This window comes from Lentzea sp. DG1S-22, assembly GCF_036321065.1.
Taxonomy (GTDB): domain Bacteria; phylum Actinomycetota; class Actinomycetes; order Mycobacteriales; family Pseudonocardiaceae; genus Lentzea; species Lentzea jiangxiensis.
Genome location: NZ_CP143276.1, coordinates 5,544,495 through 5,562,037, shown reverse-complemented (window position 1 = coordinate 5,562,037; position 17,543 = coordinate 5,544,495). Strand labels below are relative to the sequence as shown.

Sequence of the window (17,543 nt, the reverse complement as noted above, 5' to 3'; positions counted from 1 at the left end):
GTGGACGATCCGCTGATCATCGCGGGCCGGGAGTTCCGGTCGAGGCTCATCACCGGCACCGGCGGTGCCGCGAACCTCTCGGTGCTGGAACGGGCGCTCGTCGCGTCCGGCACCGAGCTGACGACCGTGGCGATGCGCCGGGTCGACGCGGCGGGCCGGACCGGTGTGCTGGAGCTGTTGCGGCGCCTGGGGATCGAGGTGCTGCCCAACACCGCGGGCTGCCGCACGTCCGCGGAGGCCGTGCTGACCGCGCAGCTCGCGCGGGAGGCGCTGGAGACGAACTGGGTCAAGCTCGAGGTCGTCCACGACGAGGAGACCCTGCTGCCGGACCCGGTCGAGCTGCTGGACGCCGCCGAGCGGCTGGTGGCCGACGGCTTCGTCGTCCTGCCGTACACCAACGACGACCCGGTGCTGGCGCGCAAGCTGGAGGACGTCGGCTGCGCCGCGGTCATGCCGCTGGGCTCGCCCATCGGAACGGGTCTCGGCATCCGCAACCCGCACAACATCGAGCTGATCACCACGCGCGCCGGTGTTCCGGTCGTTCTCGACGCGGGCATCGGCACGGCGTCCGACGCGGCGCTCGCGATGGAGCTCGGCTGCTCGGCGGTGCTGCTGGCGACGGCCGTCACCCGTGCTCAGGACCCGGAACGCATGGGCGCCGCCATGCGTTGTGCGGTCGAGGGCGGACGTCTGGCGCGGTTGGCCGGAAGGATTCCGCGGCGCTTTTGGGCCCAAGCGTCTTCGCCGGGTCTCTGAGTCGCTACCGTGGGTACTCACGTGTTGGGGGATGATTGAGCACTACCTGAAATCCCGCCGAGGAGGACGACAAGCCGTGACGGCCCCCATTGACGCCGAGGTCGAGGACGCGACCGCGCGTCTGTACCTGGCGATCGGCCGGCTGGCCCGGTTGCTGCGACGCACCGGTTCCCCCGGACTCGGCCCCGGTGCGGTCTCCGCACTGGCCACGCTCGCCCGGTGCGGCCCCATGCGCCTCGGCGACCTGGCGAACAAGGAGGGCGTGGCGCCCCCGACGCTGTCCCGCATCGTCGCCGCGCTGGTCGAGGCCGGGTACGTCAAGCGCGAACCCGATCCGCAGGACGGCCGCGCGTGGCTCGCCACCCCCACGCCCGAGGGCGAGACGATGGTGTCCGGCGTGCGGTCCGCGCGGGTGCGCGAACTGCAGCGCCGGATCGAGCAGCTGACACCGGAGCACGTCGCCGCTCTGGTGAACGCCCTGGACGCGCTGGAAACCCTGGTCGGCGAAGAGCCGAAGTAGCACCGCCGCTCAGCGCCCGGCGGTGCAGACCCGCCGCAGCGCCTGGTTGAAGGCGTCGAACTCCGCGACCAGCACCTCGCGGGTCTGCGCCAGCACGTCCGCGGCCATCGTGCCGGTGAAGCTCTCCGCGTTCACCAGCCGGGTGCCGCCCTCCACCTCGCTGAGCTCCCAGCGGTGGCGACCGAGGAACGTCTCCGGATCGCCGCCCTGGGACGCGACGGTGTGCGGCTCGACGGAGACCAGCTCTCCCTCGAAGTCGCGCTCGAACGGCGTGCCCTTGGCCGCCTTCACCTTCGTGCGCACGCCATCCACCTCCGTGTACTCCATGACCGGGTTCCAGCGGGCGTAGCCGCCGAAGTCCACCAGCACCCGCCACACGTCGTCGATCGGCGCGGGGATGACCAGCTCTGCCCTGACCTCATTTTCCTGCATGGTCGTTCAGCATAATGACGCCCGCTAGTCTTTTCCCATCGCCGGGATCAAGGGGCAGGTGCAGCAGCGCGGCGTCGAGCGACGCCGCGAGATCGTTGACGCCGCAATAGAACTGTTCGGTGCCAACGGGTACGCGGGCACCGGGGTCGCGGCCATCGCCAAGAAGGCCGGCGTCACGCCGTCGGCGGTGATCCACCACTTCGGGTCCAAGGAGAACCTGCTCAAGGCGGTCCTGGACGAGTTCGACGCACGGGCGGCCGCGCGCGTCACCGGCGGCGACCTGGTCGAGGCGTTGCTCGCCGACGCCGAGTACACGATGGCGCACAAGGGGTTGGCGACGCTGCACATCGTGCTGCAGGCCGAGCACCTGGCGCGCGGCGACGAGATCACGCACCGGTTCCGGGCTCGCAACCGCCTGCTGCGCGGCCACTTCGCCCGAGTGCTCGGCGAAGCGGCCGCGGTGGAGCTGGTCGCGTTCCTGGAAGGCGCGTTGACGGTCTGGCTGCTCGACCCCGAGACCACCGACCTGAGGGCGATGTACGCCCGCTACCTGTCGAGCTTCCAGAACGGGGACACCGGCCCGACACCGGCACCCAGCGGGTAGGCGGTCTCGACGGACCTCGTGATGAAGTCCTTGCCGAAGCGCACCGCCTCCGGCACCGAGGCGCCGTGGGCGAGCGCGGCACTGATCGACGACGCGAGCGTGTCGCCGCTGCCGTGCGTGTTCCCGGTGTCGTAGCGCGGACCGGGCAGCTCGATGAACTCGCTGCCGTCGTAGAGCAGGTCGAGGCACTCCGGGTCGTCCCACATGTGGCCGCCCTTCACCAGCACCCACTCCGGGCCCAGGGCGTGCAACGCCTTCGCCGCCACGCGTTGGTCCTCGCGGTCCCGCACCTCGATGCCGGTGATCAGCCGCACCTCGTCGAGGTTCGGCGTCACGAGCGTCGCGCGCGGGAACATCAGGCCGCGCAACGCGTCCAGGGCGTTGTCGGCCAAGAGCTGGTTGCCGTGCATGGACGCCGAGACCGGGTCGACGACGAACGGGACCTTCCCCGAGCCGATGCCGACGCGGTCCAGCGCCGGTGCCACGGCCTCGATGATCCGCGCCGACGCCAGCATGCCGGTCTTCGCGGCCTGCACGCCGATGTCCTCGGCCACCGAGACGACCTGCGCCGCCACGACGTCGGCCGGGATCTCGGAGACCCCCGTGACGCCCAGCGAGTTCTGGACCGTCACCGCTGTCAGCGCGACGCAGCCGTGCACCCCGCACGCGAAGAGCGTGCGGAGGTCGGCCTGGATGCCCGCACCACCGCCGGAGTCGCTTCCGGCGATGGTGAGGGCCCTGGGTGGTGTGCGCGTCACGAAGTCTCCACGACCGGGAGGTAGACCTTGCCGCCCGTGTCGGCGAACTCGCCGGACTTCTCCGCCATGCCCGCCTCGATCGCCTCCACAGTGGACAGCCCGCGTTCCTCGGCGTAGCGCCGCACGTCCTGCGTGATCTTCATGGAGCAGAACTTCGGCCCGCACATCGAGCAGAAGTGCGCCGTCTTCGCCGGCTCCGCGGGGAGCGTCTCGTCGTGGAACGAGCGCGCGGTGTCCGGGTCGAGCGACAGGTTGAACTGGTCCTCCCAGCGGAACTCGAAGCGCGCCTTCGACAGCGCGTCGTCCCAGTCCTGGGCACCGGGGTGGCCCTTCGCGAGGTCGGCGGAGTGCGCGGCGATCTTGTACGTGATCACGCCGGTCTTCACGTCGTCGCGGTTCGGCAGGCCGAGGTGCTCCTTCGGCGTGACGTAGCAGAGCATCGCGGTGCCGAGCCAGCCGATCTGCGCCGCGCCGATCGCGGACGTGATGTGGTCGTACGCCGGCGCGATGTCCGTGGCCAGCGGCCCGAGGGTGTAGAACGGCGCCTCGCCGCACCACTCCTCCTCCAGCCGGACGTTCTCGGCGATCTTGTGCATCGGCACGTGGCCGGGGCCCTCGATCATCACCTGGACGTCCTTGGCGCGCGCGATGTGCGTCAGCTCGCCCAGCGTCCGCAGCTCCGCGAACTGCGCCTCGTCGTTGGCGTCCGCGATGGAGCCGGGCCGCAGCCCGTCACCCAGCGAGAACGTCACGTCGTAGGTGCGCAGGATGTCGCACAGCTCCTCGAAGTGCGTGTAGAGGAAGCTCTCCTTGTGGTGCGCGAGGCACCACGCGGCCATGATCGACCCGCCGCGCGAGACGATGCCCGTGACGCGCTTGGCCGTCAGCGGCACGTACCGCAGCAGCACGCCCGCGTGCACGGTCATGTAGTCGACGCCCTGCTCGCACTGCTCGACCACCGTGTCGCGGTAGACCTCCCACGACAGCTTCTCCGGATCGCCGTTGACCTTCTCCAGCGCCTGGTAGATCGGCACGGTGCCGACCGGGACGGGGGAGTTGCGCAGGATCCACTCGCGCGTCTCGTGGATCCGCTTGCCGGTGGACAGGTCCATGATCGTGTCGGCGCCCCAGCGGGTCGCCCACACCATCTTCTCGACCTCGTCCTCGATCGACGACGACACCGCGGAGTTGCCGATGTTGGCGTTGATCTTCACGAGGAACTTCTTGCCGATGATCATCGGCTCGGCCTCGGGGTGCTTGCGGTTCAACGGGATCACCGCACGTCCGATGGCCACCTCGTCCCGCACGAACTCGGCGTCGAGGTTCTCCCGCGCGGCGATGTAGCGCATCTCCGGGGTGATGATCCCGGCCTTCGCGTACGCGAGCTGGCTGACGGCCCCGCCGATCGGTTCGCGTGCGGCGACCCACCCCGACCTCAGGTCGGGTAGTCCACTGTGGACGTCGATGGTCGCGTTGTCGTCGGTATACGGACCGGAAGTGTCGTAGAGATCGACATGCTCGCCGTTGGTCAGCTCCACCCTGCGGTAGGGCACGCGGATGTCCGGGGACACCTCGCGGTACACCTTGCGCGAGCCCGAGATCGGGCCGGTGGTCACACTGGGCTTGACCGAACGGTCGTCAAGTGCCGTCACGACATTCCTCCCTACGCCGGCATTACCCGGTCAGGTTCAGGCGGTCGGTGACACCGGCACGACGGCCAGTCACCCTCTCAGCCCGCTCAGGCGCGAGCTCCCGCGTTGTGTTGAGTTGTCGAGAACCGACCATAGTCAGAGCGCGCCGCAGCTGCCAAGGGCGTGGTTTGCCCCTAATCTTCTCGCGTGGCGGATCATCAGCCGTTCCCGCCCGGCGCGCGTCGCGGTCAGCGCCCCGCCGTCGTCTCGGCATGCCCTTCCTGCGGTGAGCTCGCGGGTCGCGGCTACCCCGACTGCGGTTTCTGCGCGGAGCTGCTCGACCAGTTCTGGCTCGCCGACTGGGAGGCGCTGCGGATGTCGTCGCAGCTCGCGGACCGCGAGCTCGCCGAGCTGGTGACCTCCGCCGACGTCGGCCAGCACCCCTGGACGTGCGTGGACTGGGCGATGACGCTGCTCGCGTGCTCGCGCTGCGGTGCCGAGCTGGGCACCGGGCCGGTCGAGTGCGTGCGGTGCGCGGTCACCGAGGAACGCCGCTGGAGCTGGGACCACACGGCCCACCCGAGCACGATGAGCGCGAACGAGCACCTCCTGCGCGTGGCTCGTGCGGCCCTGCGCGCACCTCACCGGCGTCGTCCGGCCGTGGTGCAGGCCTGGCAGCTGGTGCTGCCGTTCCTGATCGCCGGTGAGGTGGTCGAGTTCGGGCGGCTGGACCGGATCCGGGCGCACGTGCTGGCCGGCGGCTACGCGTCGATGGCCGCCTGCCACACCTTCGCCGAGCTGGCCGGGCTGCCCGAGCTCTTCTGGCGCCGGGGCGGTGACCCGATCTCAACGCGGGTCGAGTACCAGCCGGACTCCGAGCGCCAGCAGCACGCAGCCCGACAGCTTCTCGAGCGCGGGACGGACGCGGGGCCTGCCCAGCCAGCCGCGGACGGTGTGCAGGACCGCCACGATGAGCAGGTACCAGACGGTGTCGATCAGGACCCACCCGGCGGCGAGGGGGAGCAGAACCCCCTGGCCGGCCTCCCCGGCAGGCACGAACTGCGGTAGGAACGAGATCGCGAACACGCCGAGCTTCGGGTTGGCGAGGTTCACGACCAGGCCGCTGCGGAACGCGCGGCTCGCGGGCGGGGGTGCGGCGCCCGGCAGGCTCCTGCTGATCAGGGCCTTCACGCCCAGGTAGACCAGGAAGACCGCTCCGGCGATCCGCAGCCCGTGGTAGGCGATCTCGGACGCCGTGAGCAGCACGGACACGCCCAGCGCCGCGGCGACGGCCCAGCAGGCGACGCCGACCTCCATGCCGAACACCGTCGCCAGCGCGGCTTTTCGCCCGTGCACCGACTGTCGCAGGACCATGGCCGTGCCGGGTCCTGGCGACAGCGCGATGAGGAACGAGGCCGCGACGAAGGCGACGATGTTGTCGAGGGGCATGCCCCGATGGTCGCCGGTGGCCGCAACTTCTTTCTTGACCTGGAGCGCGCTCCAGGATGTTCGGTGTCCCCATGACCTTGGAACTGGGGAAGCTGGGATTCGGCACGTGGGCGATGGGTGGGCCGTTCCTCGGCCCGGACGGCGCCCAGGTCGGCTGGGGTCCGTCCGACGACGGCCAGTCGGTGAAGGCGCTGCGGCGCGCGGTGGAGCTCGGTGTGACGCTGTTCGACACGGCGGACGTCTACGGCTGCGGGCACGCGGAGACGCTCGTCGGGCAAGCGTTTGCGGGCATGCGTGACCAGGTGCTGATCGCCACGAAGTGGGGCTGCGGCTTCGACGCCGCGACGCGCAGGATGACCAGCAACGAGGGGTCCGTCGAGTACCTGCGCCGCGCCGTCGAGGGGTCGCTGCGGCGGCTGGGCACCGATCGGATCGACCTGTACCAGCTGCACGTCGGCGACCTGGCGCTGGAGGAGGCCGCGCTGCTGAGGGCTGAGTGCGAGGCGCTGGTCGCCGCGGGCAAGATCCGCGCCTACGGGTGGAGCACGGACGACGTCGAGCGGGCGCGGTTCTTCTGCGAGGGCGAGCACGGCATCGCCGCGCAGGCCGACATCAACGTGCTGTTCGACAACCCGGAGATGTACGCGGGCGACTTCGCGGTGCTGTGCCGGCGCCCGCTCGCGATGGGGCTGCTGGCGCGGGAGACGTTCACCGCGCTGCCCGAGGACGACGTGCGCGTCACGAACCCGGCCTGGCTGCGGTTCTTCGTCGACGGGAAGCCGTCACCGGAGTACTTCCGGGCGCGGGAGGCCGTGCGCGACGTGCTGACCTCGGGCGGGCGGACGCTGGTGCAGGGCGCGCTGGCGTGGTTCTGGGCGCGTTCTCCCCGGCTGGTCCCGATCCCGGGCGTGCGGACGGTGGAGCAGGTCGAGGAGAACGCGGGCGCGCTGGCGTTCGGTGCGTTGACGGCGGACGAGCTGGCGCAGGTGGAGTCGGTGCTCCGGCCCCGGTCCTAGTCCTCGTCGTCGTCGTCGTCGAAGTTCGCGGGGTCTGCCGGGTCCCACGAGAGGCCCGGCACGCCCCACTCGTTGTCGCGCAGCATCCGCTTGGCCTCCTTCTTGTACCGGCCGACGAGGCGGTCGGTGTAGAGGTAGCCGTTCAGGTGGTCCGTCTCGTGCTGCAGGCAGCGGGCGAAGAAGCCGGTGCCCTCGACCTCGAACGGCTGGCCGTCGAGGCCCACGCCGGTCACCTTCGCCCATCGGGCGCGTCCGGTCGGGTACGCCTCGCCGGGCACGCTCAGGCAGCCCTCGAAGTCGTCGTCGGGGTCCGGCATGGTCTCCGGGATCCCGTCGGTCTCGAGCACGGGGTTGCAGATCACACCGCGGTGCTGCACGCCCTCGTCGTCCGGGCAGTCGTAGACGAACACCCGCAGGTCGACGCCGATCTGGTTGGCCGCGAGCCCCACTCCGCGAGCCGCCGCCATCGTCTCGAACATGTCGTCGACGAGGGTTTTCAGCTCGGTGTCGAACTCGGTGACCTCGCGCGTCGGGTTGTGGAGCACGGGGTCGCCGGCGATGCGGATGCGGTGGACGGCCATGGCTGAACTTTAAGCCGTCCAAAACTGTCGGTGTCGCGCGGTAGGTTGGAACGATCACGTGATTGAATTGCCCGCACCTGAGATGGTGTGGCGACCGTGGGGAGCCAGATGGATCACGCCGAGACGCTCACCTCCGCTGACGGGCTGACCAGCCGCGAACGCACGATGCTCGCGTTCGAGCGCCAGTGGTGGAAGTACTCGGGGTCCAAGGAACAGGCCATCAGGGAACTGTTCGACATGTCGGCGACTCGGTACTACCAGCTGCTCAACGACCTCGTTGAGAAAGAAGCCGCCCTGGCGGCCGACCCGATGCTGGTGAAGCGGTTGCGCGGCGTGCGGACAGGCCGTCAGAGGGTTCGCGCACGCGCCAGGAGCACCGAGGACTGATGACCTCCCCCGAGTCCGCAAGCCCGTCCCGTCCGGCCAAGGCCGCCGGCTTCGCCCTGCTCGGCGTCGCCGCCGTGGCGTTGGTGATCGGTGTCATCAGCCTGTTCGGCGGTGACTCCGACGCGCCTCCGGCCGCCGAGGGGACCTCGTCCGCGCCGCCCGCGGCGACCTCCAGCGGGCCGACCGCTTCCGAGCAGCCGCCCGCGTCGACACCCGCGTCCTCCGCGCCGGCCTCGACACCGTCGTCGGCCCCCCCGGCCGCGACGACGTCGTCACCCGCGACCTCCGCGGTGCCGCCGCCTCCGGTCACCCAGCCCGGGGTGGCGAAGGTGCCGGTCCGGGTCTACAACAACTCGACCGTGACCGGGCTGGCTTCGAAGGCCTCCGACGAGGTCAGGGCCAACGGGTGGACTGTCGCGGAGACCGGCAACTACTCGTCCGGGACCATCCCGACCACGACCGTGTACTTCCGGCCCGGGACCGACGAAGAGGCTTCCGCCCGGGAGCTGGCCGGGTTGTTGCGGGCTCGGGTGGAGCCCCGGTTCGACGGGATCCAGTCCGCTGCCGCGGGGATCATCCTGATCGTGACCAACGACTTCCAGGGTGCTTCCAAGAACAAGTGACGGTGTCGCGTTGGTGGGTGTCCCGTCCCAAGCCGCACTAGGAGCTGAATGCAGCGAGAGCTGTGGCGCGACTCGTGAAGGGATACCCCACCGGCGGGGGCCAGCGAAAAACCAAAGGCAAAGCAAGGGCTTCCCGGAACCCGTTTCCGCAGGTCGTGCCAACTACCAGAAACCTGGTAGCCCATAAGGAAGTAGTTTCTTTCAAAGATCAATCGAGACGAGCGAGCGATGACGCTCCGCTCGAACCGAGCCAGGCAGCCCAGGACTTCGTCCTGGAGCTGAACTACGGGCTCCATTCACGACCGTCTGAAGCGGACATGAAGTTGCTGGCCCGGCTCGTGGACGAAGCCACGGCGGGACCGGGCCTGACGCTGCTGGAGCTCAAGCGGCACCTCCATGCCGCGGTCAACCGCGTCAAGGCGCCCAACGAGGGTGGCGCCCGGTGCCGTACCTGCGCGGAGCACTCGCACCGGACCGGCTGCCCGCTCCGCAGCTCCGGCCCCGTCGACCGGCGACGCTCGCCCCGGCTCCGGCCGTGGTCGACGTCGACCAGGAGCGGAGCGGCGAGAAGCTGACAGCAGAGCAGGCACGCGCCGCGATCGCAGCGAACCTCAAGGCGACGAAGGCCGATCAAAGCGCGTAAGGAAGACGCCTGGTGGGTCTTCTGGCGGCTCATGACGGCGTGCAAGTGTGACCCGTGCTGCCCCGACCGCTCAAGAGCTCTGAGGGCGTTTGAGCAACTGCAACCTGGTGCTGGTAGCCGCGGAACAGAAGCCACGCTGCACGGAGCGCTGACCGGCGGCAACTAGGATTGGTCCATGTATTGAACTGCGGGTTCCACACGTCGACGTTAGCGTCGATGCTGTTCAAAGGGTTTCGAGCCTAGCTCAAGGTGCAGAGCTTCGTCGGTGATTGGTTTGTCTGGGTGTGGGAATCTGGTGGTTCGGGAGGCGTTGTGTGGTCGGTGCTGCTGTGTCGCGTCATGAGCGCTTGGTCCTCGCGCTCGTTGCGCCAGAATCACTCTTTTGGCCTAGTGATGTACACCCTACTGAGCTGTGCGTTTACGAAAACACCCCCTATTCTGGGAAACGGAACGACCGCCTGCGAGCGGGAGAACCGAGGAGGTGCACATGTCTGTCATCGAGCGCGAACGCGCTGAAGTGCTCAACCGTTTCGCTGCTGTGGAGGCAATCGAGGAGGTCGCCAACCCTTCGTCGGAGGAGGACATGGCCAAGCTTGAGCAGGCGATTGGATCGCTGCTCAACAGTCTCGGTCCGATACGGGTGTCGATTGCGGCCCTCTTGCTGGACCTCAGCCCTCACACTGTCCGGACCTGGGCAGAGGAAGGCGTCCTCCTCAAAGCGGAGCACGAGCGAAACTCCGTCGCCCACGTCGATCCGCTCCGGCTGCACACCGTGATGCACCTGGCTCGCAAGCTGCGGGCAAGAGGAACTCAGCCGAACGAGCTGATGAATCAGGTGTGGTACCGCTTGCAAGATCGCATCCTGATGGAGCGCGAGGATTTGCAGGAGAGCATCGGGCAGTGGAAGCGCGGCGAGACCGTCAAGCTCTGACCTGACAGCAGAGCGAGACCCTCATGGAGGGTCGTTTGATGCCATCGCTTTCCGGGCTGGCAGGCTGTGTCGGTGGCAGTCGAAGTACGCGCAACGAAGCTGGCCAAGGCACAGATCGACTTGCTGCGCAGCAAGGACGGTTCAGCCTTCGCCAGCTGGCTCGAAGACCTCAGGCGCCGTGGATGTGCCGCACTGGACTACCGCCTTACTGGCGACGTCGTAGACCGCCTGTGCGTGAGGCACATCCGCGGGCCTTTGAGGGCTGTGGTGGCGTTCGAGTCCTCCGAAGAAGCCGTCGTGCTCCTGGTGGGCCCGCACGACGACCAGGACCCCGAGATCGACGTCTACACGCGCCTGTATGAATCGCTCGGCCTCTCCGTGCCCGCCGGCAGGCGGACAAAGCCGCCATGCTGCAGCGATCTGAACGAGCCACCAGCCTGGGGCGCTGAGATCGATGATCTTGTGGCGCTGTTCGATGCGGCGACCCGCCGCCGGCGCCGATGATCCTAGGAGGCCGGCCTCGGCACCAATGGTGTGGATGACCTTCATGGACGCTGCGCGGGCCGAGTTGCGCTGGCCATGCTTCCGGTGAAGCGGGTACGTCGGATGGTGCAGAGGGCAAGGAGTGTCTCAGCTCCGCCACGGCGCCAGAGCAGCCAGCAGACGCCGCTAAGGATAACCTCCAAGTAGATCGTCCCGGCGAGTCGTAGGCGCCCCCGTCAGGGTGACGAGGCCTGAGCAGCAACTGGAGCGTTTTCTGCATCAGAGAATCGACTAGCGGTCAGGACCGACGGCGGCGTGGAGCGGGGCGGAGGGTGCGGACGCCGTGTGCGGTGCGGCCGGTCAGAGTGTGGTCTTGGGCGTGCCAGGCGTGGTGTTGGTGCTGGTCGGGGTTGTAGGGGCGTTGAGGGGTGTGTTCGGCTGGTGGTTGTGGTGCGTTTTGCTGGACAGTCCCACTAGTGGGTGTGTCCGGCGGGATGCACGGTGGAGTGCCGCGGCTGCTCGCCCGGCCTGCTCGGGGCTGAGGTGGTTCGGCCGGCGCTTCTGCGGGCTGCCCGTCGTCTTGGTGGACCAACAGCCATCGGGACAACCCCATCGGCTGGGATTGTCCCGATGGCTGTTGGGGTTTGGTGCGGGTGGGCCGCCGTGGAGTTCGTGTCGCCGGCTGTGGTGTCGGTGCTGGTCAGGACGTTTCGGGCTGTTTGAGTGTGTGGTGCATTGTCGGTGATGGTCGGCCGGAGTGTGGGAGTCCGGTAGTTCCGGAGTTCGTGTCTTGCCTGGTGAGGGCTGCTGTCGGGTCGTGAGCGCCTGGCGCTCGTGCCTGGAGGAACGCCCTGGTCCTGGTGGCAGCCGCGCGGAGCGGGCGCCTGGGGGACGGTTCCGCACGGGTTCGCGCGGGAGTCCGTTATTCCGGTAGTACCGGACTCCGTGCGTCGGCTGTTCAGAACTGGTTCAGGGAGATCTGGGGGAGCGCTTGGTCCTCGTCGCCGCGTGCAGGCGGAGCCGTGCGCAGGCCTGCGGCAGGGCGTCGCGGAGCACGTCCACCGGGCAGCGCGCAGCGCAGCCCATGCCACGACGATCACAGGGCACCTCAACCGGGGCGCCTTTTCGGCGTGTTCCCTTTGCGGAACAACAGGAACAGCAATTCGATTACGCGCGTACCGCAATATAGAACGCAGCATTTCCTTTGTGCGGCAAGTAGAGTAGTCGCCGCCAGCGCGTAGTGCGGCGAGACTCAAACGGACCTTTCGTTGCGTGGCAACGTATCCAAAGTAGATGTCTCAGAAAGTATTGCGTAGCAAGAATTTTTTATTGTAAGTCTCCATTGTAGACACTGCTTGTCGCGGAATCTTTTGCATAGCAAGTTTTTTCGCGTGAGCAGCACGCCGTCTTTGCCGCACAAAGCGCGTCGGTTGGGTCACGGAGCGAGCATGCCCTTGCTCTTGGCTTCGCGTACCTGCTGTTCTCTCAGCGGCCCGTCGCGTACATCGCCAGCGATGCCAGCTGCATCGGGTCCAGTGACGGGCGCACCACCTCGCGAGCCTTGGCCAGGTGGGTCCCGGTCACCTCGGCCGCGTCCAGGGACTCGCGCATCGCGGTCAGCGCTGCCTCGCGGACCAGGGCCGCGCAGTCCGCTGCCGAGTACATCTCCAGCTCGGTGGCGAGGGTGTGGAGGTCCACGTCCGCTGCCAGCGGGGTGTTGCGGGAGGCGGCTTTCAGGATTTCCGTCCTGGCGTCCGCGTCCGGTGGTGGGACGTAGACGAGGCGTTCCAGGCGGCCCGGGCGGAGCAGGGCCGGGTCGATCAGTTCCGGGCGGTTCGTCGCGGCGATCACGACCACGTCGCGCAGGGGTTCCACGCCGTCCAGCTCGGTCAGGAGGGCGGCTACCACCCTGTCCGCCACGCCCGAGTCCGACGACTGACCTCGGCGTGGGGCCAGGGCGTCCACCTCGTCCAGGAAGACGAGGGCGGGGGCGGCGTCGGCTGCCCGGCGGAAGAGTTCGCGGACCGCTCGTTCCGACTCGCCGACGAACTTGTCCATCAGTTCCGCGCCCTTGACGGTCAGGACGTTGAGCTGGCCCGAGCCTGCCAGGGCGCGGACCAGGAACGTCTTGCCGCATCCCGGTGGGCCGTAGAGCAGGACGCCTCGCGGGGGGTCGACTCCCAGGCGGGCGAAGGAGTCCGGGTAGCGCAGGGGCCAGAGGGCCGCTTCGGTGAGGGCTTGCTTGACCTCGACCATGTCGCCCACGTCCTCGAGGCTCAGGCCTCCGGTCTGGACGGTGTCCGAGGCGGACATCGAGATCGGGCGGACCGTGTTGAGGGCGCCCAGCAGGTCTTCCTGGCCCACGCGGGGTTCCGCCACCTCGCGTTGGCGCAGGGCGGCCCGGACGGCTGCCTCGCGGCGCAGGGCGCAGAGGTCCGCCGCCACGAAGCCCGGGGTGCGGGCGGCCACCTCGCCGAAGTCCACATCGGACTCCAGGGGGACCTCGCGGAGCAGGACCCTCAGCAGTTCGGTCCGGCCCGCCGCGTCCGGGAGGGGCAGCGCCAGTTCGCGGTCCACCAGGTCCGGGGCTCGCAGGCGGGCGTCGACCGACTCCGCGCGGGCCGAGGTGACGACCAGGGCGAGGTTCGGGCGGGAGATCGCCGTGCGCAGGATGTCGAGGACGACGGTCGCGACCGGCGGGGGTGCGGTGGGCAGCAGGGCGTCGATGTCGGTCAGGAGCAGGACCGTGGGCTGTTCGGGGACGCCCGCGATCGCGTCGCCGAGCTGCTTCGCCATGGCACCCGGTTCCAGGACGGCGATGCTCGGGCAGGCGAGCTCGACCACCGTGGCGTCCACGGAACGGGCCACCGCGCGGACCAGCGTCGCCTTGCCGACGCCTTCGGGACCGCTGATCATCGCGGCGAGGCGGGCGGAGGCGCCCAGCCTCGTGAGGAGCTCGGGCTGGCGGAACATCAGCTCCAGCCACTCGGTCAGCCGGCGGGCCTGTTCGCGCTGGCCCACCAGGTCGGCGACGGGGAGCGCCTCGTGCTTCTCCTGCACGACCACCGGCGTCACCTCGGCGGCGGGGGCCGAGGCCGAGCGCCAGCCGACGACGCTCGACGGCTGCACGGCCACCGGGCCCGCCGGGTCGGTCGAGGTGATGGTGATGAGCTCGTTGGTCCACGTCATGCCGATGGCGTTGGACAGCTTGCGGCGCGTCTCGGAGACGTTGGTGCCGGGCGGCGGCGCGAGGTCCTGGGGGAGCAGCGAGACGTTGTCGCCGACGGTGATGACCTTGCCCGTCAACGCCAGGCGCACGTGCTCCGGCGTCAGCGCGGTGGTGGCGAGGCGCGAACCCGCGACGGTGATCGAACGGGCCGGCGCCACCCGCACCGGCGCGACGACGATCTCGGAACCCTCGACCACGCCGAGGTTCGTGAGCGTGACGTCGTCGACCAGGACCACGCCGGGCGGCTGCTCGCCGGAGGCGGCCAGCGCGGCGCTCACCCGCGCACCGGTCAGCTTCACCGCGTCCCAGGCGCGCAGGCCCAGCGCGTCGAGCACCTCGGGGTGGAGGCGGACGACACCGCGCCGGGTGTCCAGTGCGGACGGGGACAGGCGAGCCGTCAGCGTGATCACGAAGACGACTCTAGTTCCTCCCCGGCTCCCGCGTTCCCCGGAGAACGGGCAGCCGGGAACGAGCATCCGCGGCGGCCCGTGGTTGCCCTGAACGGAGTCTTCCCGACGAGGCAGGCCGGAACGCTACGGTGGCCGTGATCGGGCCGGAGGCCCGGTCGTGACAACACCTGGGGGATCACCGCTCATGCGCCATCAACCGGCGCGCGGCTTTCGCATGGCCGCGTTCGCTCTCGCACTGGCCGTCTCGGCCGGTCTCTCGGCACCTGTCGCGCACGCCGCGGCCGAGCCCGCGCCCGCGCCTCGGGTGCATTCCCAGCAGTACCCGCCGTCGCAGCCGGGTGGTGGTGTCGGGGTGGCGGGCGCGTTCGAGCTGGACGCGGACTACGACGTGCTGAAGTACGTCTACTCGTTCACCAACGACGCGGGCTTCCTCGACAAGGAGGTCCTCGCCGACGCCGACGGCAAGGCGACGATCCGGTGGACGCCGCGCGTCTCGGGTCAGCACGAGATCTTCGTCGCCGCGGTGACGCGGGAGGGCTACTCCCAGGTCCCGTCGTACGGGTTCTACGTGCTCGCGGGCGGGCACCCCGCGGCGCACTGGCGGTTGGACGGCACGCTGACGGACGCCAACGGCGCCAACGCCTTGATGCCCCACGGAAGTCCGGACCTGGCCTCGACCGGCTACTCGGGCAGGGGTGCCGCGCTGGGTGACCCGCAGGACCACCTCAGCGGTCCGGTCCTGGCCGACACGTCGAAGAACTTCAGCCTGTCCGCGTGGGTGAAGGTGGACGACGGCAGCGCCGACCGCGCCGTCGTCGCCACCGCGGACGGCACCGCGTTCAGCGCCGGCCTCTACTACGACGCCGCGGTGGGGCGCTGGGCGTTCGGGATGACGACCGCGGACAGGACCGCGGTGCGGGTGGCCCACTCGCAGGCCCTGGCGGAGACCGGCGTCTGGACGCACCTGGCCGGCACCTACGAGGTCACGACCCGGACCCTCAGCCTCTACGTCGACGGCGTCGGGCAGGGCCAGGTCACCGGGGTGGAGGGCTGGCAGGCGTCGCAGCTGCTGGTGGGACGGCACCGGTGGAACGGCGTGGAGGTCGGCGGTGCGCCCGGCGCGGTCGACGAGGTCAAGGTGTACGCGCGAACGGTGAACGAGGCCGAGGTCAAGAAGCTGGCCGGGCAGGTCGGCCTTCGCGCCCACTACCGGTTCAACGAAGGCACCGGTGGCGGCACCCAGGACGAGGTCACCGGCGCGGTCGCGCCACTCAACGGCAAGACCGGCTGGGAGCTCGACCGTGACGACACGTCGTTGAGGTTCAACGGGCCGGACGAGGCAGGTCAGGAGCAGGACGGCGAGGCCCACGTCTCGGGCCCGGCGCCGGGGATCCGCACGGACCGCTCCTTCTCGATCTCCGCGTGGGCCCGGCTGGACACCGCCACGCACGAGGACAAGGACCGCACGGTCGTGAGCCTGGTGCACAACGGCACCTCGCTGCTCGACCTGAGGTACGGCGGAACCTCGAAGACCTGGGAGTTCGTGGTCGGCGGCACCACCGTCGAGACCAGGTACGGCGTCGAGCTGCAGGAGTGGACCTACCTGACGGCCGTGCACGACAAGGCCAATGCCGAGGTCCGGCTCTACTTCAGCGGCGTGTACGTCACGAAGGTCCCGTTCACCTCGGGTGGCTCCGCGGAGACCGGGGCCGTGGTGGAGTTCGGGAGGCTCTCGCCGAGTACCGCCGCCGGCTCGTTCTGGAAGGGCGGGATCGACGACGTGCGCGTCTACGCCGGAGTGCTCTCGCAGGAGCAGATCCTGGCGCAGGCCGTCCGCACCTGATCGACGTGGAAGAGCGAACGGGCCGGGCACGATCGACGTGCCCGGCCCGTTCGGGTTTCAGCTCACTGCTTCGGCTGGCGCCGGAGCCCCAACTGCCGCCACGAACGACGGCGCCCGTTGGCGCTGGGCACCGAGCTGTCCGCGGCCGACGGAGTAGCGACGTCACGCCGTGGTCGGCGCACCGCCCGCATCTGCAACAACCGGCCCCTTCGGTACCGCGATCGACGAGTTCGGCTGCGGTAAGGCCGACAACACCACCCACTGCAAGATCACGGGCAACACCCGTCGATCTCCTATCGGCAATGTGGGTGGCCCTGCGAACTCCGCCAGCCGCCTGTCGTACGAGGTGGGCAACCACCAGGGCACGCCCACAGTGTCGGTGAAGGCGGGCGACCTGACGTACCAGCGCCAGTACCTCGACCCGTTCGGCAAGGCCCGCGGCTCCAACGGGCGGATCTTGGCCTGACGACAAGGGGTTCGTCGGTGGCACACGGGACGTGTCCGGTCTGACGCATCTCGGGGCTCGCGAGTATGACCCGGCGACGGGGCGGTTCCTGTCGGACGACCCGATCATGAACACGGCGAACCCGCAGGAGGTCAACGGGTACTCGTACAGCAACAACAACTCCGTCACGTTTTCCGACCCGTCGAGCATGTATCTCGAGGGTGGTACCGGCAACGACGGCCACACCTGGGGCATCGACATGCGGGGCGGCGGAACGATCATCGGCGACCCTCCGCCGCATGAGGAAGCCGGACTCGCGCAGGCCTTCCCGCAAGCCGCGAAGAAGCGCCAGAAGGCCCACGCAGCGCACTCTTGGACACCGCCTCGGTGCTGACGCACAACTGCGGTGACGCCATTTCAGGTGCTAAATCAGTCGCTGATACCGCATCTTCTATCCGTCCGGATGAGGCGAGACCCGTGGTCGCGGAAGCGATTCAGTTGCCGAGTGGGAGGATCATCGCCAGCACGAGCGTCCGCCAAGGGAGGGTTCAGGTGCATCCGGCTGTCCAGGCTGTTCTCAACACTGTTTCCCACGGAGATCGTGGCCGAGGACACGGGCAGTGCGGGTTGGTCGTGTGCCTTTCTCAGGCGCTCTTCAGCGGCGAGAGCCCTGTCGGATCCACTGGGGCGGGAGTGACGATCAGGAAGAGTGTGACCCATGAAAAGCACGGCGGGAACGCGCAGCCATGTGGCAGCTGTCAGCGCCTCGTCGAACATTTCGGGATAAACTGGCTGACATGAC

19 protein-coding genes and 1 riboswitch are annotated in these 17,543 nt (G+C 69.2%); of the genes, 13 read left to right on the top strand and 6 right to left on the bottom strand.

All coding sequences use genetic code 11. From position 1 onward, the window contains the following. Both V1227_RS25840 and V1227_RS25835 read left to right on the top strand, forming a co-directional pair. Positions 1-756, top strand: a complete 756-nt coding sequence (locus V1227_RS25840) for a thiazole synthase (protein WP_329788057.1) — start codon at positions 1-3, stop codon at positions 754-756. A 76-nt stretch (positions 757-832) separates the two neighbouring features. Beyond that, positions 833-1,276, top strand: a complete 444-nt coding sequence (locus V1227_RS25835) for a MarR family winged helix-turn-helix transcriptional regulator (RefSeq protein WP_236220661.1) — start codon at positions 833-835, stop codon at positions 1,274-1,276. A 9-nt stretch (positions 1,277-1,285) separates the two neighbouring features. On the opposite strand, the gene V1227_RS25830 is transcribed toward V1227_RS25835, so the two are convergent. Next, entirely contained in the window at positions 1,286-1,708 is a 423-nt protein-coding gene (locus V1227_RS25830) for an SRPBCC domain-containing protein (RefSeq protein ID WP_329788056.1), read from the bottom strand. A gap of 58 nt (positions 1,709-1,766) precedes the next feature. On the opposite strand from V1227_RS25830, the gene V1227_RS25825 reads away from it, so the two are divergent. After that, the gene (locus V1227_RS25825; protein ID WP_329788055.1) at positions 1,767-2,312 is read left to right on the top strand and encodes a TetR/AcrR family transcriptional regulator; all 546 of its coding nucleotides are present in this window, start codon (positions 1,767-1,769) and stop codon (positions 2,310-2,312) included. Here the strand turns inward: V1227_RS25825 and thiD are convergent. The 3 genes from thiD to V1227_RS25810 form a co-directional block, all read right to left on the bottom strand. Then, on the bottom strand, positions 2,255-3,070 hold the full coding sequence (thiD, locus tag V1227_RS25820) for a bifunctional hydroxymethylpyrimidine kinase/phosphomethylpyrimidine kinase (RefSeq protein ID WP_329788054.1): 816 nt from the start codon (positions 3,068-3,070) through the stop codon (positions 2,255-2,257). The two genes, V1227_RS25825 and thiD, sit on opposite strands and share 58 nt — an antisense overlap. After that, entirely contained in the window at positions 3,067-4,722 is a 1,656-nt protein-coding gene (gene thiC, locus V1227_RS25815; RefSeq protein ID WP_236220659.1) for a phosphomethylpyrimidine synthase ThiC, read from the bottom strand. The genes thiD and thiC overlap by 4 nt, the downstream gene beginning before the upstream one ends. Further along, positions 4,712-4,836, bottom strand: a riboswitch (TPP riboswitch). (Overlaps the previous gene by 11 nt.) Before the next feature lie 711 nt (positions 4,837-5,547). Continuing rightward, a complete protein-coding gene (locus V1227_RS25810) occupies positions 5,548-6,150 on the bottom strand; it encodes a LysE family translocator (protein WP_329788053.1) in 603 nt (200 codons plus the stop codon). A 71-nt stretch (positions 6,151-6,221) separates the two neighbouring features. Here V1227_RS25810 and V1227_RS25805 point away from each other — a divergent pair, with 71 nt between their 5' ends. After that, positions 6,222-7,166 carry an aldo/keto reductase gene (locus V1227_RS25805; RefSeq protein WP_329788052.1) on the top strand — a complete coding sequence of 315 codons (945 nt, stop codon included), beginning with the start codon at positions 6,222-6,224 and terminating at the stop codon, positions 7,164-7,166. Here the strand turns inward: V1227_RS25805 and V1227_RS25800 are convergent. After that, positions 7,163-7,747 carry a peptide deformylase gene (locus tag V1227_RS25800; protein WP_329788051.1) on the bottom strand — a complete coding sequence of 195 codons (585 nt, stop codon included), beginning with the start codon at positions 7,745-7,747 and terminating at the stop codon, positions 7,163-7,165. The genes V1227_RS25805 and V1227_RS25800 overlap by 4 nt on opposite strands. A 108-nt stretch (positions 7,748-7,855) precedes the next feature. Here V1227_RS25800 and V1227_RS25795 point away from each other — a divergent pair, with 108 nt between their 5' ends. The 5 genes from V1227_RS25795 (at position 7,856) to V1227_RS25775 (ending at position 10,835) form a co-directional block, all read left to right on the top strand. Further along, entirely contained in the window at positions 7,856-8,134 is a 279-nt protein-coding gene (locus V1227_RS25795) for a DUF3263 domain-containing protein (protein WP_329788050.1), read from the top strand. Then, positions 8,134-8,757: a LytR C-terminal domain-containing protein gene (locus V1227_RS25790; protein ID WP_236220654.1), complete on the top strand. Its 624-nt coding sequence runs from the start codon at positions 8,134-8,136 to the stop codon at positions 8,755-8,757. The genes V1227_RS25795 and V1227_RS25790 overlap by 1 nt, the downstream gene beginning before the upstream one ends. Positions 8,758-9,199: 442 nt before the next feature. After that, positions 9,200-9,400, top strand: coding sequence for a hypothetical protein (locus V1227_RS25785; RefSeq protein WP_329788049.1), 201 nt, complete (start codon positions 9,200-9,202; stop codon positions 9,398-9,400). 487 nt (positions 9,401-9,887) lie between these two features. After that, positions 9,888-10,331, top strand: a complete 444-nt coding sequence (locus V1227_RS25780; RefSeq protein ID WP_329788048.1) for a hypothetical protein — start codon at positions 9,888-9,890, stop codon at positions 10,329-10,331. 72 nt (positions 10,332-10,403) lie between these two features. After that, positions 10,404-10,835 (top strand): hypothetical protein, encoded by a 432-nt coding sequence (locus tag V1227_RS25775; RefSeq protein ID WP_329788047.1) that lies wholly within the window; start codon positions 10,404-10,406, stop codon positions 10,833-10,835. A gap of 1,464 nt (positions 10,836-12,299) precedes the next feature. On the opposite strand, the gene V1227_RS25770 is transcribed toward V1227_RS25775, so the two are convergent. Then, a complete protein-coding gene (locus V1227_RS25770) occupies positions 12,300-14,453 on the bottom strand; it encodes an AAA family ATPase (protein WP_329788046.1) in 2,154 nt (717 codons plus the stop codon). A 214-nt stretch (positions 14,454-14,667) separates the two neighbouring features. Here V1227_RS25770 and V1227_RS25765 point away from each other — a divergent pair, with 214 nt between their 5' ends. From V1227_RS25765 to V1227_RS40705, 4 genes are all read left to right on the top strand, one after another. Then, positions 14,668-16,296 carry a LamG domain-containing protein gene (locus V1227_RS25765; RefSeq protein WP_329788045.1) on the top strand — a complete coding sequence of 543 codons (1,629 nt, stop codon included), beginning with the start codon at positions 14,668-14,670 and terminating at the stop codon, positions 16,294-16,296. Positions 16,297-16,600: 304 nt separating this feature from the next. Continuing rightward, complete coding sequence (locus tag V1227_RS25760; RefSeq protein WP_329788044.1) at positions 16,601-16,762, top strand: hypothetical protein; 162 nt, start codon at positions 16,601-16,603, stop codon at positions 16,760-16,762. A 31-nt stretch (positions 16,763-16,793) separates the two neighbouring features. Further along, positions 16,794-17,135 carry an RHS repeat-associated core domain-containing protein gene (locus V1227_RS25755; RefSeq protein WP_329788043.1) on the top strand — a complete coding sequence of 114 codons (342 nt, stop codon included), beginning with the start codon at positions 16,794-16,796 and terminating at the stop codon, positions 17,133-17,135. After that, positions 17,129-17,542 carry a YwqJ-related putative deaminase gene (locus V1227_RS40705; RefSeq protein ID WP_442916549.1) on the top strand — a complete coding sequence of 138 codons (414 nt, stop codon included), beginning with the start codon at positions 17,129-17,131 and terminating at the stop codon, positions 17,540-17,542. The genes V1227_RS25755 and V1227_RS40705 overlap by 7 nt, the downstream gene beginning before the upstream one ends. The last annotated feature ends 1 nt before the right edge of the window (position 17,543 follow it).